At 71.2% G+C, this 16390-nt stretch carries 16 protein-coding genes; 8 read left to right on the top strand and 8 right to left on the bottom strand.

Features of this window, described 5'->3' with window-relative positions:
• Positions 1–40: 40 nt before the first annotated feature.
• Positions 41–337 carry a WXG100 family type VII secretion target gene (locus DI573_RS02345; RefSeq protein ID WP_292810223.1) on the top strand — a complete coding sequence of 99 codons (297 nt, stop codon included), beginning with the start codon at positions 41–43 and terminating at the stop codon, positions 335–337.
• Positions 338–343: 6 nt separating this feature from the next.
• Here DI573_RS02345 and DI573_RS02340 read toward each other — a convergent pair whose 3' ends face one another.
• Positions 344–784, bottom strand: coding sequence for a recombinase family protein (locus DI573_RS02340; protein ID WP_292810250.1), 441 nt, complete (start codon positions 782–784; stop codon positions 344–346).
• 112 nt (positions 785–896) lie between these two features.
• Positions 897–2564, bottom strand: coding sequence for a sodium:proton antiporter (locus DI573_RS02335; protein WP_292810221.1), 1668 nt, complete (start codon positions 2562–2564; stop codon positions 897–899).
• 125 nt (positions 2565–2689) lie between these two features.
• Between DI573_RS02335 and DI573_RS02330 the strand changes: the two genes are divergently transcribed.
• Together DI573_RS02330 and pip are read left to right on the top strand one after the other, a co-directional pair.
• A complete protein-coding gene (locus DI573_RS02330) occupies positions 2690–3565 on the top strand; it encodes a neutral zinc metallopeptidase (RefSeq protein WP_292810219.1) in 876 nt (291 codons plus the stop codon).
• Positions 3562–4560 (top strand): prolyl aminopeptidase, encoded by a 999-nt coding sequence (gene pip, locus DI573_RS02325; RefSeq protein ID WP_292810217.1) that lies wholly within the window; start codon positions 3562–3564, stop codon positions 4558–4560. The genes DI573_RS02330 and pip overlap by 4 nt, the downstream gene beginning before the upstream one ends.
• Positions 4561–4591: 31 nt before the next feature.
• Here the strand turns inward: pip and DI573_RS02320 are convergent, their stop codons facing one another.
• The 5 genes from DI573_RS02320 to DI573_RS02300 form a co-directional block, all read right to left on the bottom strand.
• On the bottom strand, positions 4592–4855 hold the full coding sequence (locus tag DI573_RS02320; protein ID WP_292810215.1) for a glutaredoxin domain-containing protein: 264 nt from the start codon (positions 4853–4855) through the stop codon (positions 4592–4594).
• Positions 4856–4881: 26 nt separating this feature from the next.
• A complete protein-coding gene (locus DI573_RS02315; RefSeq protein WP_292810213.1) occupies positions 4882–6198 on the bottom strand; it encodes a UDP-glucose/GDP-mannose dehydrogenase family protein in 1317 nt (438 codons plus the stop codon).
• An 83-nt stretch (positions 6199–6281) separates the two neighbouring features.
• Complete coding sequence (locus DI573_RS02310) at positions 6282–6743, bottom strand: adenylyltransferase/cytidyltransferase family protein (RefSeq protein WP_292810211.1); 462 nt, start codon at positions 6741–6743, stop codon at positions 6282–6284.
• Positions 6744–6839: 96 nt separating this feature from the next.
• Positions 6840–7778, bottom strand: coding sequence for a glycosyltransferase (locus DI573_RS02305; RefSeq protein ID WP_292810209.1), 939 nt, complete (start codon positions 7776–7778; stop codon positions 6840–6842).
• Entirely contained in the window at positions 7775–8824 is a 1050-nt protein-coding gene (locus tag DI573_RS02300) for a glycosyltransferase (RefSeq protein WP_292810207.1), read from the bottom strand. Before DI573_RS02300 ends, DI573_RS02305 begins: the two co-directional genes overlap by 4 nt.
• An 89-nt stretch (positions 8825–8913) precedes the next feature.
• Here DI573_RS02300 and DI573_RS02295 point away from each other — a divergent pair, with 89 nt between their 5' ends.
• From DI573_RS02295 to DI573_RS02285, 3 genes are read left to right on the top strand one after another with little or no spacing between them, the layout of a single operon-like run.
• Positions 8914–9651 (top strand): CDP-alcohol phosphatidyltransferase family protein, encoded by a 738-nt coding sequence (locus DI573_RS02295; RefSeq protein ID WP_292810205.1) that lies wholly within the window; start codon positions 8914–8916, stop codon positions 9649–9651.
• Positions 9648–10601, top strand: a complete 954-nt coding sequence (locus DI573_RS02290; protein ID WP_292810203.1) for a glycosyltransferase family 2 protein — start codon at positions 9648–9650, stop codon at positions 10599–10601. Before DI573_RS02295 ends, DI573_RS02290 begins: the two co-directional genes overlap by 4 nt.
• Positions 10602–10626: 25 nt before the next feature.
• Positions 10627–11289, top strand: a complete 663-nt coding sequence (locus DI573_RS02285) for a hypothetical protein (protein ID WP_292810201.1) — start codon at positions 10627–10629, stop codon at positions 11287–11289.
• A gap of 10 nt (positions 11290–11299) precedes the next feature.
• Here DI573_RS02285 and DI573_RS02280 read toward each other — a convergent pair whose 3' ends face one another.
• Positions 11300–12385 carry a glycosyltransferase family 1 protein gene (locus tag DI573_RS02280; RefSeq protein WP_292810199.1) on the bottom strand — a complete coding sequence of 362 codons (1086 nt, stop codon included), beginning with the start codon at positions 12383–12385 and terminating at the stop codon, positions 11300–11302.
• A 287-nt stretch (positions 12386–12672) separates the two neighbouring features.
• Here DI573_RS02280 and DI573_RS02275 point away from each other — a divergent pair, with 287 nt between their 5' ends.
• Positions 12673–13131 (top strand): hypothetical protein, encoded by a 459-nt coding sequence (locus DI573_RS02275; RefSeq protein ID WP_292810197.1) that lies wholly within the window; start codon positions 12673–12675, stop codon positions 13129–13131.
• Positions 13128–16390: PKD domain-containing protein (locus DI573_RS02270; RefSeq protein WP_292810195.1), on the top strand; the 3263-nt coding region annotated here is incomplete at its 3' end. The genes DI573_RS02275 and DI573_RS02270, both read left to right, overlap by 4 nt.

Raw genomic sequence — 16390 nt, 5'->3', positions numbered from 1 at the left:
CGTCCGTCCGGGCGGCGCCCGGGGGAGGAAAGGGCTACCCATGTCGAACTTGAACGTCACCTACGACCAGATGCACCAGGCCGCCGGCCGCCTTCGCCAGGGACAGGCCGAGATCGAGGCCAACCTGCAGCAGCTGCGCCAGCTGGTCGCCCAGCTCGTGCAGGACGGCTTCACCACGACCCGCGCCTCGGGTGCCTTCGACGCCTCGTACACCGAGTTCAGCACCGGCGCCACCAAGACCGTCCAGGGCATCGACGGCATGGCCACGTTCCTCGACAAGGCCGCCGAGGCTCTGCGCACGACCGACGAGCAGCTCGCCAGCCAGCTCGGCCAGTAGCGCGGCTCAGCGGCCGGTGTCGAACAGGTGCCGGCCGCCGTGGCCCAGCACCTTGACCACGATGCCGCGGCGGTGCAGCTCGGCCACCGCGCGGGTCTCCTCGTCGATGTCGCGGCCCAGCGCATGCACGGTCGCGACCACGAGCACATCGCCGGGCTGCAGAGTGTCGAAGAAGCGGCCGAGCCGGTCGGACCACCCCTCGAGGGATTCGGGCGACGGGTGCCGGAATCCCTCGATCGGCACGCCGAACCGCGTGAGATCGTCGCGCTGAAGCGCGACCGAGGGCATGTCGGGCCGCGAGACGACGAGCCCGACGAGCCTCGCTCCCGCGGGCCGGGCGAGCCACCAGTCGCGATCAGCCTGCAGTTCGGTGAAGCACTTGGGGCAGGCGGCTGCGGCGTGCGGGAGGGTGATCGGACTCGACTGCGGCGCGTCGGCGCCCGGCATTCGCACGGTCACGCCGCCGGTCTGTGCGTCGTCGCTCATCTCGCCCTCCCTCGCGCCGCAGGCGGCAGACTCCGCGACGCCCCTCCATTGTGCCCGACGGCGCCCGCCGGGCTCAGTCCCGATCAAGACGCAGCTGGATGCTGAGCTCTTCAGCGTCGAGTTCGTCGAGCGCGTGCCGGAGGGCCACCGAGCTGAACGCGCCGTCGCCGCGCACGTCGACCAGGCGCACCCGCATGGCCCGCAGCGCGATCAGGCGCAGCTCGAGTGCCTCGCGCGCGGCGACCGACAGATCATCGTCGCGCGGCTCGGTCCACTTCTTCAGCACCCGCTCGCGCATCCCGGAGTCGAACGTGTTGCCGTCCGCGCGGCGCAGCGCGGGATCGCCGATGGCGGATGCCGCGGCGGCGTGCAGTTCCACGTTCAGGCGCTCGAGCTCGGCTCGGGTCGGCCCGCTGCCACCTTCGCCGGACAGGCCGAGCCGCCGCGCGAGCCACGCGAGGGTGCCGCCCTGGATCAGCAGGGTGCCCGCCGCGACGAGGAATGCGACGAGCACGAGCAGCGCCCGGCTAGGGGTGTCCCGCGGAAGGGTCTGCGCCGCTGCGAGCGTCACGGCACCGCGCATACCCGCCCAGACGATCACCGTGCCGTGGCGCCAGCCCAGCGGTGAGGACTCGAAATAGTCCAGGTCGGCCAGGGCGCGTCTGACCCGCCGTCGCGCCGGGTGCCAGGGGCGGCGGGCGAGCTTCTCCTCGAGGCCGCGCAGCGCGACGCGGCCGCGATCGACCCCGCGTGCACGCCGCGACTGCAGCCAGATCAGGGGCGCGACCCAGAGGGAGCGGACGGCGATGACGATCAGCACCGCGACGGCGGCGAGCCAGGCGGCGTGCGCGAATCCGCCCATGCTCTGCCGGTTCTCGTCGAGGATGGCGGAGAGTTCCAGTCCCATCACGAGGAAGACCGCTCCCTCGAGCACGAGTTCGATGGTGCGCCAGTTCACGCGATCCGACAGCCGCTGCTCGGGCGTGAACCACCTCGCGGCGCCGTGACCCGTCACGATCCCCGCCACCACCGCGGCGACCAGACCCGAGCCGCCCAGGTGCTCGCTGGGCAGGTAGGTGGCGAAGGGGACGACGAAGCCGAGAGCCGTACCCGCCGTCGTGTGCCGGATCCAGGAGCGCACGCGCAGGTTGATCCAGCCGATCACGAGCCCGACGGCGACGGCGATGAAGACCGCCCAGGCGAAATCCAGCAGACCCTCGCTGAACGTGAACGATCCCGTCACGGCGCCCAGCGCCGAGCTCAGCAGCACGAGAGCGGTCGCGTCGTTGAGAAGACTCTCCCCCTCGAGCACGGTCACGACCCGGGGTGAGATGCCCAGGCGCTTGACGATCGATGTGGCCACAGCATCCGTCGGGCTGAGGATCGCGCCCAGGGCGATGGCGAGCGCGATGCCCAGGCCGGGCACCGCCCACGCGAAGAACAGGCCGAGCGCGAACGATGTCAGCAGGACGAGGGCGACCGAGAGCCCGCCGATGGCTCGGAAATCGCGGCGGAACTCCATCGCCGGCAGCGACACCGCCGCCGAGTACAGCAGCGGGGGCAGGACGCCCATGAGGATCCACTCGGGGTCGATCAGGACATCCGGAACGAAGGGCAGCAGGCTCACCCCGACGCCGATGAGCACGAGCGCGAGCGGAGTGACCACGCCCACGCGGGGCGCGAGGGCGGTCACGACCGCGATCGCGACGACGCCGAGGATGAGGACGAGCAGCAGATCCATGAGGAGACCGAGCCTATTGGGTGAGTTGCTGCGGCTCGGTGCGGCGGGACGACCCGTGCTCGCGGCGCGCCCGGCGCTCCCCGGAGATCCCGCTCAACGCGCGGGTGCCGCGCTACCGTGAGGCTGTGACGTTCAATGAGGGGGCCTCGGTCGGGGGCAATCGCGCCCGCCGCCGGGGCCGCGGCGTGGCGATCGCCGGTGGCGGCGTGGTCGGACTCGGCGCGATCGCCGTACTGCTGCTCAACCTCTTCACCGGAGGCGATTTCTCGGGTCTGCTCGGCGGAGGCACGGATGCCGCGCCCGGCGCCGGCGGCGGGTCCGAGATCGCGCAGTGCGAGACGGGGGCCGATGCGAACGAGGACGACGCCTGTCGCCTTGCCGCAGGCTCCCTCGCGATCGATCAGTACTGGGGCGAGACGCTCGAGGGATACGTCGAGCCCGCGCTCGTCATCGTCGACGGTCAGACTCCGAGCGCGTGTGGGACGGCGTCGAATCAGACCGGTCCCTTCTACTGCCCGCCGGAGCAGACCGTCTACATCGACCCCACCTTCTTCGCCCTTCTGCGGGAGAGGTTCGAGGCGAGTGCGGGCAGCCTCGCGCAGCTGTACGTGCTCGCGCACGAGTACGGTCATCACGTGCAGAATCTCGCCGGCATCCTCGAGGCGTATCCGACGGGAGACTCCGGTCCCGACAGCAACGGCGTGCGCATCGAACTGCAGGCGGACTGCCTGGCCGGTTCGTGGGTCGGGGCGATGACCGAGCAGGAGGACGAGAGCGGCGTCCCCTACCTGCAGGCGCCCACCGCCGCGCAGCTCGCGGACGCGCTGGATGCCGCCGCCACGGTCGGCGACGACCACATCCAGCAGGAGTCGGGCGGGTTCGTCAATCCCGAGAGCTGGACTCACGGCTCGAGCTCTCAGCGACAGCGCTGGTTCGACGCCGGCTATCGAGACGGACCCGAGGCCTGCGAGACATTCGGGATCCCGGGAGAGCAGCTGTGAGCACGCAGAACGGCGACGCGGCGTCGCAGGGGGCAGGCGGCGCGCTGTACCCCCCGATCGAGCCCTACGAGACCGGCGAGCTGTTCGTCGGCGACGGCCAGCGACTGTACTGGGAGCAGTCGGGCAACCCGGACGGCAAGCCCGTCGTCTTCCTGCACGGCGGACCCGGAGCGGGGACCTCGCCGTGGCAGCGCCGGCTGTTCGACCCCGAGCGGTACCGGATCGTGCTCTTCGACCAGCGTGGATGCGGCCGCAGCACGCCGCACGCGAGCGCCCCGGATGCCGACCTGCGCCACAACACGACGTGGCACCTCGTGGCCGACATCGAGCTGCTGCGCAAGAACCTCGGTATCGAGAGGTGGCAGGTCTTCGGCGGCTCCTGGGGGAGCGCACTCGCCCTCGCCTACGCGCAAACGCATCCTGACGCCGTCACCGAGATCGTGCTGCGCGGCATCTTCACCCTGCGTCGGCACGAACTGGAGTGGTTCTACGAGGGCGGCGCCGAGGCGATCTTCCCCGATCTCTGGGAGAAGTTCGTCGCGCCGATTCCGGTGCTCGAACGCTCACGCATGATCGAGGCGTACCACCGGCGCCTGAGCGATCCCGACCCGGCCGTGCACGTCCCCGCGGGCATGGCCTGGACGACGTGGGAGGCCTCGACCCTGACGCTTCGCCCCGACCCGGAGCTCGTGGCGTCGATGACGGATCCCGCCGCTGCCGTGGCGTTCGCGCGCATCGAGAACCACTACTTCATGCACGCCGGATGGTTCCGGGAGGGGCAGCTCATCGCGGACGCGGGGGTGCTGCGTGACATACCGGCCGTCATCGTGCAGGGCCGATACGACGTCTGCACGCCGCCGATGACGGCGTGGGATCTGCACCGGGCGTGGCCCGAGGCCGACCTCGTGATGGTCGACGACGCGGGTCATTCGGCCACCGAGCCCGGCATCCAGGCCGCCCTCGTCGCCGCGACCGACCGATTCGCGGCGCACTGACGCGGGCTCGCGTCCGGGCGCAGGAGGCCGCTCAGATGAGGGAGAGCTCGCGCAGCTTCGCCTCGACGTCGGCGTTCGAGGGCTCGACGTGGTGCGAGGAGTCCGGGTAGACGACCACGGGGATGTTGGTGCGACCGGAGATGTCGCGCGCGACATCCGCCGCGGCCGGCTCGGCCTCGAGGTCGATGTAGGTGTACTCCACACCCAGCTCATCGAGCTGCTTCTTGGTGCGCCGGCAGTCGCCGCACCAAGTGGCGCCGAACATGGTCAGGGTCTCGGAGGATGCAGAAGTCATACCGACAAGCCTAAAGGCGCGCGGGATCAGGGGCGCCCGAGGCCGCGGTAGGTCCACCCGGCTGCGCGCCACGCCGCCGGGTCGTAGCTGTTGCGGCCGTCCACCACCTGACGACGCGCGACCTTCGCTCCCACGGCCTCGGGGTCGAGGTAGCGGTACTCGTCCCACTCCGTCACGAGCACCACGACGTCGGCTTCCTCGACGGCCTCGTCGAACTCCTCGCGGTAGTCCAGCTGCGGGTGCAGGCGACGCGAATTCTCGATCGCCTCCGGGTCGGTGACGCGCACGTCGGCGCCGAGGCCCTTGAGGCGTACGGCGACGTCGAGTGCGGGGGAGTCGCGCACGTCGTCGGAGTGCGGTTTGAAGGCGAGGCCGAGCACGGCGACCCGCTTGCCGTAGGGCTCGCCGTCGAGGGCGTCGACGACGTGGTCGACGACGCGCTGCCGGCGGCGCAGGTTGATCGCGTCGACCTCCTTGAGGAAGGCGACGGACTCGCCTCGACCGAGCTCTTCGGCGCGGGCCATGAAGCCGCGGATGTCCTTCGGCAGGCACCCGCCGCCGAAGCCGACCCCGGCACCGAGGAACCGGCGGCCGATGCGCGCGTCGAAGCCGATCGCGTCGGCGAGCTGAGTGACATCCGCGCCGGTGACCTCGGCGATCTCGGCCATCGCGTTGATGAACGAGATCTTGGTCGCGAGGAACGCGTTCGCCGAGACCTTCACGAGCTCGGCGGTCGCGTAGTCGGTCACGACCAGGGGGGTGTCGTCGCCGAGGGCGGTGGCGTACACCTCCCGGAGGGCTTCTTCGCCGCGGGCGCCCGCCTCGGACTCGGGCGCGAGACCGAACACCAGCCGGTCGGGGGTGAGCGAGTCCTTGACGGCGAAGCCCTCGCGCAGGAACTCGGGGTTCCACGCGAGCACCGCACCGGATCCGTGCTCGGCCACGCGCGCCGCCAGCCGGGCGGCCGTGCCCACGGGAACGGTGGACTTGCCGACGACGACGTCGCCGGGGGAGAGCTGCGGCAGCAGCTGCTCGAGCGCGGCATCCACGTAGGTCAGATCTGCCGCGTTCGAGCCCTTGACCTGCGGTGTTCCGACCGCGATGAAGTGCACCTCGGCCCCCTTCGCCTCGGCGATGTCGTCGCTGAAACGCAGGCGCCCGGTCTTGCCGGCGCTGATCAGAAGCTCGGGCAGGCCCGGCTCGAAGAAGGGCGCCTCGCCGCGTGTGAGCGCGGCGAGCTTGACGGGGTCGACGTCGATGCCGACGACCTCATGCCCGAGCTCGGCCATGGCCGCGGCGTGCACCGCGCCCAGATACCCGCATCCGATCACCGAAACCCGCATACCGTTCCCCCTCGTTGTCCGTCTTCATCCGCGAAAGAGGCCTGCTTCCCGAGGCGATCGACGACTCGGGCGCAAGGCCCACCTCAGACGATAGCGGCGCGGCCGCTGCCGTCGAGTCCCGCCCCGGCAGAGATCATGTCGAGAGCGCGGCGCAGCGCGGTGCTGGAGGTGTGGGCCGTGTACGGGAAGTACACGACCTCGACGCCCACCGCTGCGAACTCCCGCTCGAGGGCCAGGCCTTTCTCGGTGCCGCGCCAGTCGTCGCCCTTGAAGAAGTGCGTGAACCCCACGTCGCGCCAGGCATCGATCTTGTCGGGCATCGTCTCGACGTACACGTCGTCGACGAAACGGATGCTGCGCACGATCTCCGCGCGCTCGATTGTCGGGATCACGGGCTCGACACCCTTGACCTGACGCAGCATTTCATCGCTCACGACCCCCGCGATCAGGACGTCGCAGTTCTCCCGAGCGTGTTTCAGGATGTTCAGATGGCCGACGTGGAACAGATCGAATGCTCCCGCGGCGTAGCCGATGCGCTGTGGCATGAAGGTTCCCCAGTTTCCCCAGATGCCCGGCTCCCCAGCCGAGCGACGCGGCTCCCCAGCCCCGCTGCGCGCCAGTCTAGCGCGACGGCGGCGAGGTCAGGATCCGTCGCGGAGGGCGTACTCGCGGTAGGTCCTGCCCAGAGCGCCGGCCAGCATCCCGAAGCCCCGCGCCGCGAGGCGCGCGCCGCGGGCGTCGTGTACGTCGTCGCGGGTCAGGCGCCCCCATGCGCAGCGCGCCGCGCCCATGCACGTGCGCGCGGCGCCGACGACCGCCCAGCGGCCGCGCCGCAGCGCCCGCCGCGGCGGGGTGGTGCGCAGGCGCACATCGCCCGCGACGGTCGTCGTGCCCACCCGGTACGCGCGGCGCAGCACCCACGCACGGGTAGTCCGCTCGGCGGGCACCGGATCGATCACGCGCGCGGCCGGCGCCGAGACGATGCGTGCCCCGAGCGCGACGGCGCGGCGCGTGAAATCGATGTCCTCGCCGCCCGTCGCGGCGAAGCGCTCATCGAAGCGCAGGCCGAGGGCGGCGATGACGGTCAGATCCAGGAGCAGGTTGTTCGTCGGCGCCGCCGGCATCGAGACGCCCTCGGCGAACCGGACGCGACGGAAGAATCCGCCGGCGATGATCCAGGGATCCACACCCTCCCCGAACACCGAGTGCACCTCGCCCGAGACGGCATCGGCGTCGCCGGCCGCCCACGGGGCGACGAGCGCGGCGAGCCAGCCGTCGTCGGGGATCTCGTCGTCATCGATGAAGACCAGGGCGTCGGCGCCCGCGGCGGTCGCCGCGTCCAGGGCGGCGTTGCGGACCGCGGCGAGTCCGCGCGCGGGTTCGATCATGTGGAGGGCCCCCGCCGCGTGCGCCGCGCCGGCGGCCGAACCCGCGGGATCGTTGTCGACGACGATGATCGTGGAACGGATGCCGGGGGTCGATGCGGCCTGAGCCACCACGACCGCGAGCAGTTGCGCGAGCTGCGCGGGGCGGTGGAAGGTGGGCACCGTGACGGCCACGAGCGGGAGGACGCCGGTCACCGCACCCGCTCCGGCGCGCGGGTGCGCCGCGCGGCGACGGCGTCGGCGTAGGCCGCGGCGTGCAGCATCCCGGTACGGGTCCAGTCCCGTGCCGAGAGGTCCGGCGCCGCCGGAGGGTCGCCGGCGACGGCCGCCATGAAGCTCTCGAGATCGCGGGCGTCGAGCTCGCCGGCGAACATGTGCACCCACCCCGGTCCCACCTCGTCGGCGAGCGCGGCGTTGACCTCGTTCTGCGGGACGAGCACGGGCCGGCCGAGTGAGAGGGCGGCAAGGACGACTCCCGAGTTGTGCATGAACCGGTAGGGCAGCACGAGACCGCGCACGCGGGCGATGGCCGCGGCGAAATCGTCCTCGGCGAGGAAGCGCAGATCGAAGGCGATCCGTTCGTCTCCGGCGGCGAACGTTCGCAGCTGATCGGCGAGCTCGGCGCTGCTGGGATTCCCGGCGATTCGGAGTCGCCAGTGCGGGTGTCCGGTCCGGGTGGCGCCGAAGGCCTGGATGAGCCCCTCGACGCCCTTGTAGCGACGCACGAGGCCGACGAATCCGATGGTCTGCGGATCGGGCGTCGTGTCCCCGTCCCGCGCGAACCAGTCGCGGAAGTGGCCGTGCGGGATCACCGTGGACGCGCCGTCGACGCGGGTCTGCTCGTTGAGGAGGATCCTGTAGTCGGTGCGCCGTTCGATGCCCTCCAGCATCCGCCGTTCCGCGCGGGTGACATCTTTCGGGAGCTCGACGTTGTGCACCGTGCGGATGACCGCGACGTTCGTCAGACGCAGCCGGCTCAGCAGGGCCCGGGCGTACACGCGGCGTGCCCATGCCTTGAGCCTGGTCGACCCGCCGAGAAGCGTCTCGGGCCAGTGGAAGTGGATGGCGTCGTATCGGCCGAGCAGCGCCCGGCGCCGATCGAAGCGCAGATGTTCGACGCCCGGCGCCTCGGCGAGGGCGGCATCGAGCATGTGGATGTAGGGGTTCGTGGTCGGTCGCGGCGCCCCGAACGACTGCATCACGCGCACGCGGCGCGCCGGATCGATCGATGTGTCCCCCACGCGGGCCATTCTGGCAGGTGGCGGGGCGTGTCCGTGCGAGCGCCTATGCTCTAGTCCATACCGACGTGCAGTGGTTGGGGGATCTGAGCATGTCCGAGTCGTTCGCCGCGTCCTATCGCCGGCTTTCCGCGGCCCAGAAGGGCCACGCCCGGGGTGCGCCCGGGTATTCCGTCTATGTGAACAGGCGCATCGGCCGTGTGCTCGCGGCCGCCGCGCACACGTGGGGGCTCACGCCCAACCAGGTCACGATGATCAGTGCGGCGCACACGTTCGCGGCCGTCGTGGTCCTGCTCGCGGCGCCCGCCGCGTGGTGGACCGGTGTGATCGTCGCCGTCCTGCTCGCCCTCGGCTACGCCTGGGACTCGGCAGACGGGCAGCTGGCCCGCCTGCGCGGGGGCGGGAGCCTTGCCGGCGAGTGGCTCGACCACTTCGTCGACGCGGTGAAGATCGCCTCGCTTCATCTCGCGGTGCTCGTCGCGCTCTGGCTGCACACGCCCTACCGCGACACACCCTGGCTGCTCGTGCCGCTGCTGTTCTCGGTCGTGGGTGTCGTCACCTTCTTCGGGATGCTGCTGAACGATCTGCTCAAGGGCAAGAAGGGCGTGGCGTCGACCCACGCGCGAGGCGGCGGCACGTTCGTGCGGTCGATGATCCTGGTGCCCACCGACTACGGGCTGCTGTGCCTGCTGTTCGCGCTGTGGGGCGCAACCGCCGTGTTCCTCTGGGCGTACACGGCCCTCATGGTGCTCAACGCGGTCTTCCTCGTGCTCGCCGCGGCGAAGTGGTTCCGCGAGATCCGGGCCCTCGATCGCACGCTCGTCGCATGAGCGGACCGAGTGCCTTCGAGAGCACCCGGTTCGCGGTGATCATCGTCAACTACGGCTCGAGCGCGCTGCTCGAATCCGGCGCCGCCCGGCTCGCTCTGCCACCCAACGGCACCGTCGTGCTCGTGGACTGCTTCAGCGACGTCGACGAACGGGCGAGAGTGGCCGCGCTCGCCGAACGGCACGGATGGACGAGCGTGCTGCTGGATCGCAACGCCGGATTCGGCGGGGGCAGCAATGCGGGCGCGCAGACGGCGCTGCGCACCGGCGCCCAGGTGCTGGTCTTCCTCAATCCTGACGCGCAGATCGATCGCGCCTCGCTCGCCGCCCTCGTCTCGACGGCGGCGACCGATCCGTGCACCCTCGTCTCCCCCCGCATCGTGACGGGGGACGGGGGCGCGTGGTTCGCGGGTGCCGATCTGTACCTCGATGACGGCACCACCGCGGGTGCCGCCCGGCGGGCGCGCAACGGGCATCGCCCCCGCCGGGAGTGGGCGACCGGGGCGTGCTTCGCCGTGTCCGCGCCGCTCTGGGAGCGGGTGGGCGGCTTCGACGAGGAGTACTTCCTCTACTGGGAGGACATCGACTTCTCGCATCGCGTGCTCGACGCCGGAGGACGACTGCTCCTGCTCGAGGAGGCGCGGGCGGTGCACGACGAGGGCGGCACCCACGGCGATGCCGTCGCCGGACGAGCCAAGTCCGAGACGTACTACTACCACAACATCCGCAATCGGCTGCTGTACGCCGCCAAGCACCTCGACGACGAAGACCTCGCCGCGTGGCTGCGCTCCGCGCCGCGTGTCGCCTACCGCGTGCTGCTTCAGGGTGGCCGACGGCAGCTGCTGACATCCATCGCGCCCTGGCGCGCCTATGCCCGGGGACTCCGGGACGGCCGTCGCGTCGCGCGCCGCCCGCGCGCGACGCCGGCGGGCACCGATCCGACGCGACGCTAAAGTCGCACCGACAAGGGGGTTTCCTGTGGCTACGCAACGCAAGGCCTACATTTTGACGGTCTGCACCGCGAACGTCTGCCGCTCGCCGCTGGCGGAGTTCGTGCTCCGAGAGGCCCTCGACGACCTCCCGGGTTTCGAGAGCGTCGTCGTCGAGAGCGCGGGCGCCGGCTCCGCTCGCGCGGACGCGGTCTGCACGCGCGTAGCCGGCCGCCGGGACACGGAGCAGTGGCGCGATCTTGCGGCGGCGCATAGGCCCCGTACGCTCACCAAGGCGCTCGTGACCCGGTCGCAGCTGATCCTGACGGCCTCGCGGTCGGCGCGCGCCGCGGTCGCGCGCATCGCGCCGGACGCCCGCTCGCGCACCTTCACGATGCGCGAGGCCCTCTGGCTCGCCGAGGACTACCGTCCCGACCCCGCGCTCGTCGGCAGGGACGCCGTGCTCGCGCTCGCGGTGTACCTCGACCGCCAGCGCGGACTGCGGCCCGCGCCCGTCCCCCGGCCCAAGCGGCTGTGGGGGTCAGCGCCCGTCGATCCCTTCGACATCCGGGACGGCCACAACATCGACGACCGAGCGCACGGCGCCACCCTCGACGACGTCGAGCACGACGCCCGACGCATCGCGGCCCAGCTCTCCAGCGCCGCGGAGCAGACCAAGCCCGGCCTGCTGCGTACGACGCTGCGCCGCTGAGAGCCCGCCGTCAGCGCGTCGCGGCGCTGCGGAGCACGTCGGCGGCGCGCTCCCACGTGAACTCGTCGATGACCGCGCGCCGTGCCGCGATCCCCGGCCGGCGTCCCCACTCCGCGTCGATGACCTCGGCGATCACCCCGGCCTCGGCGAGGGGGTCGACGAAGCGCGCGTACTCGCCGACGGTCTCGCGGAAGACGGCGATGTCGCTGACCACCAGTGCGGAGCCGTGCAGGGCGGCCTCGACCGCCGGCATCCCGAACCCTTCATCCAGGCTCAGGGAGATCGTCAGCGCCGCGTGGGCGTACATCCAGGTCAGCTCGTCGTCAGAGATCGGACCGAGGAACACGACGCGCCCCGCGGCGCGCAGCGCCTCCAGCTCTTCACCGAGCCCCGGGCCTCGCCCGGAATGCGCAGTGCCGCCGACGACATACAGCGGCGACCGGGCGGTGATGCGCCCGCTCGCGCCCGCCGCCCGCAGAACCGCCGCGAGATTCTTGCGCACATTGAGCCGGCCGACGGTGATCGCGAACTCCTGGGCCTCGGGAACGTCCGGAGGTCGGCGTCCGGCACCTGTCAGTGTGGCCGGAGGAGCAAGGCCCGTCACCGCGATCGGCGCGGGGGCGGCGGGCCCGTGGCGACGGATGCGGTCGGCCTCGGTGCGGGTCGATGTGGCGACCGCGTCGGCGGCCGCGCTCCAAGGGAGCATCGGCGCGAAGTACACGCGCTCCTTGCGGGAGAACCACTCCGGATGTTCGGCGAACATCACGTCGTGGATGAACACGACCGATCGGGCGCCGGACGCCCTGCGCGGTGCGTAATTGTGAGAGATCACCGCATCGGCGCGAACCCTCGACGCATGCCGGGCCAGCTCCAGCCGGTTGGAGAGAGCATGCGGCCACAGGCGCGTGCTCACCATCGCCATGCTCGAGGGCAGGTCGGCGGGTCGGTCCGCGCCGCGCACGGCGACGACGATCTCGTCATCCGGGAAGGCCCGCGCCCAGGCGAGGACGAACTCCCGCTGGACGGTGCGGTTGGCCAGCGGTCCCGACCGCCACCAGTACCCGTCGAACAGCACGCGCATCTGCTCTCCCCCCACCCAGGCACATCCTAGGTGGACGTATGCGCGTACGCGAATGAAGCGGATGTCGACAACCGGGCCCCGCGTGTCGTATAGTCCGTTCTGAACGGCCGTGGGAAGTCGTTCAACTGGGGAATCTGGGGATACGCGTGAACGCACGTTTTCGTGCGAGCCGTGACGGGTGGGGTGCGACGCCGAGCGTCGCCGCTGCCGCGATCGGTCTCGCCGCACTGTTTTTTGTCACGGGCTGCACCGCTGGGGGCGGGCAGACCACGGACTCGTCGGCATCTTCGCCGAGTCCCACCATGATCGCGCCTCCGCCGTTACCGGAGGCCTCGGGTGATCCGTCGCCGGCGGCGCCGGCGCCGCTGCCGACGCAGACGGCCGCCCTCGGCGAGACGATCTCGTTCGACACCGGCGTCGCGATCACGATCGACGAGGTGTCGGCGACGACCGTCACCGCGTCGACGCCGGGCGAGGTCACGGGCCCGGCTGTCATCGTGCACGTCACGGCCCGGAACGACTCGACCACGGCACACAGTGTCGACTCGGCGGTCGTGTCGCTCGTCGCCGACGACGGCGCACTGGGCATCCCGACCACGGCCGGCCCCGTCTCGCCCCTCACGGGCGAGGTGCCCGCCGGCGCCTCCCGCGAGGGCACCTACGTCTTCATGCTCGATCCGGCCACCGGCCGCGCCTTCACCGTCACCGTCAACTACGCGGCGGGCGAACCCGTCGCCGTGTTCCAGGGGAGCATCTCGTGACCGTTCGCACTCGCACAGATCGGCCGGCCGGTCACGTCCGTCGCCTTCTCGCGGCGGCCACGGCGGCCGTCCTGGTCGCCGCAGGCCTCGCCGTCGTCACTGCGGCACCGGCCGTCGCTGCGGATCTGCCGTCGCCGGCCACGGCGCTGCAGCGCGATGAGGACGTCGTCACGTCCGACCCCCTGCCGACTGTGCAGATCGACTCGGGTTACGTGTGGGCGCAGACGACGATCGGCAACACCGTGTATGCGGCGGGCAGCTTCAGCAACGCTCGGGCGCCGCTGGCAAGCCCCGGCACCAACCTCACGCCGCGCTCGAACATCCTCGCGTACGACATCACGACGGGTGCTCTGCTGCCGTTCGCGCCGTCGGTCAACGGCGTCATCAAGTCGATCGCCGCGTCGCCCGACGGCACGCGCATCTACATCGGCGGCTCCTTCAACTCCGTCAACGGCCAGACCCGGTGGAACATCGCGGCGCTCGACGCCGTGACCGGCCAGCTCATCGCCGGCTTCGCGCCCTCGGTCGGAGGTGCGGGTGTCTACGGCATCGCGGCGACGGCCGACACCGTCTACGTCGCGGGTCTGCTCACCCAGGCCAACGGGGTCGCACGCAAGAATTTCGCGGCCTTCGGCGCGGCAGGCGGCACCCTACTGCCCTGGGCCCCGACATCCGACCTGCAGGCCGACGCCCTCGTACTCGAGCCCGGCACGTCGCGCGTCATCGCGGGAGGCCGCTTCTACCTCGTCAACGACGTCGTACAGCGAGGACTCGTGGCGCTCGACGGCACGACCGGGGCGATCGACACCGGCTGGGCGGCGCCTCAGACGATCGTCAACGGCTGGAACTCGGGTCAGTACGCGGGCCGGGCGGGCATCTTCGCCCTCAGCACCGACGCGACCGGTGTCTACGGCACGGGCTGGGTGTTCGCCAACGCCAGCGTCGGCAACCTCGAGGGCGCCTTCGCGGCGGACGCGGGCACCGGCGCCGTCCGCTGGGTCTCGGACTGCCACGGCGACCACTACGGGGTCTACTCGACGGGTGAGACGGTCTACACGACCAGCCACACGCACGCCTGCGAGACCCTGGGCCTGTGGCCCGAGCAGAGCCCCCGCCAGTACCGCTACGTCGAGGCCTACACGGCCGAGGCGGGCGGCATCCTGACCCGCACGGCCTCCGCGGGAACGACCTACAAGGACTGGAGCGGCACTCCGTCGCCCTCGCCCTACATCTGGTACCCCGACTTCACCGTCGGCACGGCGTCCGGTCTCGGCCAGGCCGGTCTGTCCATCACCGGTGCGGGCGACTTCATCTCGATCGCGGGCGAGTTCACGACCGTGAACAACCAGCGATACCAGGGCATCGTGCGCTTCGCGACGCAGCCCTCCACCGGAGCCAATGACGGGCCGCGACTCTCGGCGAGCACCTGGTCGGCGCCCGAGGCGCGCTCGATCTCACCCGGGCGTGTGCGCGTGGTCATCCCGGCCAATTGGGACCGCGACGACCGCGACCTGACGTACGAACTGCTTCGCGAGGGCACGGCCGAGCCGATCGTGACCCGCGTGCTCGCGTCGGGATGGTGGCAGCAGGGCCGGCCGACGGTGATCCTCGACGACAAGGACGTCGAGCCCGGCTCCGCGCAGACCTACCGCGTGAGGGTGAGCGACGGCGACGTCAACACCGTCACCAGCGCGTCGGCGACCGTCGACGTCGCCGAGGGCGAGCCCTCGCTCTACAGCGACGCCGTGCTCGATGACGGGGCCTCGATCTATTTCCCGCTGGGTGAGGTCACCGAGGACTGGGCGGGCGTCGAGACGCAGATCCGCGGCTCGGGCGTGACGACGACGACGCCCGGAGCCGTCGAGGGGCTTTCGGGCGAGAGTGCTTCCGCGTTCACGGGCACCTCCTCGGGGCGCATCTCGACGAGGAACCGGATCGCGGTCGGGGCGGAATACTCCACCGAGCTGTGGTTCCGCACGGAGACCACCCGTGGTGGCAAGCTCCTCGGATACGGCAACTCGCAGACGGGAACGTCGGGAAGCCACGATCGCCACGTCTACATGCTCAACAACGGACGACTGACCTTCGGCGTCTATCCCGGGACGGTGCGCACCGTCGTCACGCCGACCGCCTACAACGACGGCGACTGGCACCACGTGGTGGCCACGCAGGGCGCTGAGGGCATCAAGCTGTACGTCGACGGCGAACTGCAGGGCGAGAACACCGAGGCGACGTCGGCGCAGAACTACAGCGGCTACTGGCGCATCGGTGGCGACAGCCTCTCGGGCTGGCCCTCCCGTCCGTCCTCCGACTACTTCGACGGAGCGATCGACGAGGTGGCGATCTACCCGACGGTGCTCAACGCGACCCAGGTGCTCGCGCACCACGCGGCCGGTCTCGGGCTCGACGCCCCGACGGCGCAGTTCGCAAGCGCAGCCACCGATCTGGCGATCACCGTGGATGGATCCGCGTCGACCGCGCCCGACGGACGCTCGATCGTCTCGTACGCGTGGGACTTCGGCGACGGGCAGTCGGCGAGCGGGGCCACCGCGTCCCACACCTTCGCCGCCGCCGGCGCCTACCCGGTGACCCTCACCGTCACCGACAGCGCGGGGCTCTCGCACGCGCAGACCCAGACCGTGACCGTGCTGGCGCCGAATGTGCTGCCGAGCGCGGACTTCAGCACCGTGACGCAGAGCCTGACCGTGACGGTGAACGGCGATGCATCGGCCGACGACGACGGCACGATCGACTCCTACACGTGGGACTGGGGCGACGGCTCGGCGCCCGGCGCGGGCTCGACGGCCTCGCATGTCTACGCCGCGAGCGGGCAGTACACCATCACTCTGACGGTGACGGACGATCGCGGGGGCATCGCCTCGACGACTCAGGCGGTATCGGTGGCGCACGACGCCCCGGTGGCCTCGTTCACCTCGGCGGTCTCGGGACTTACGGTCTCGACCGATGCGACAGCATCCACGTCCTCCGACGGCACGACGCGCGACTACGCCTGGTCGTGGGGAGACGGCACACCGGCGAGCGCGGGCGTGGGGGCCTCCCACACGTATGCCGCAGCAGGCACGTACGTCGTCGAGCTGACCGTGACAGACAGCCTGGGCGCCTCGCACACGTCGAGCCAGACGGTGACCGTCTCGTCGGTGCAGTTTGCGGCGCGGGATGATTTCGAGCGGTCTGTGGCGTCGGGGTGGGGTTCGTCGGATGTCGGTGGTGCGTGGTCGGTGTTGTATGGGGCGGCGTC

Source organism: Microbacterium sp., assembly GCF_003248605.1.
Lineage (GTDB): Bacteria > Actinomycetota > Actinomycetes > Actinomycetales > Microbacteriaceae > Microbacterium.
The sequence above is the reverse complement of the archived record's forward strand: the minus strand, read 5'-3'. Positions and strand labels throughout refer to the sequence as shown.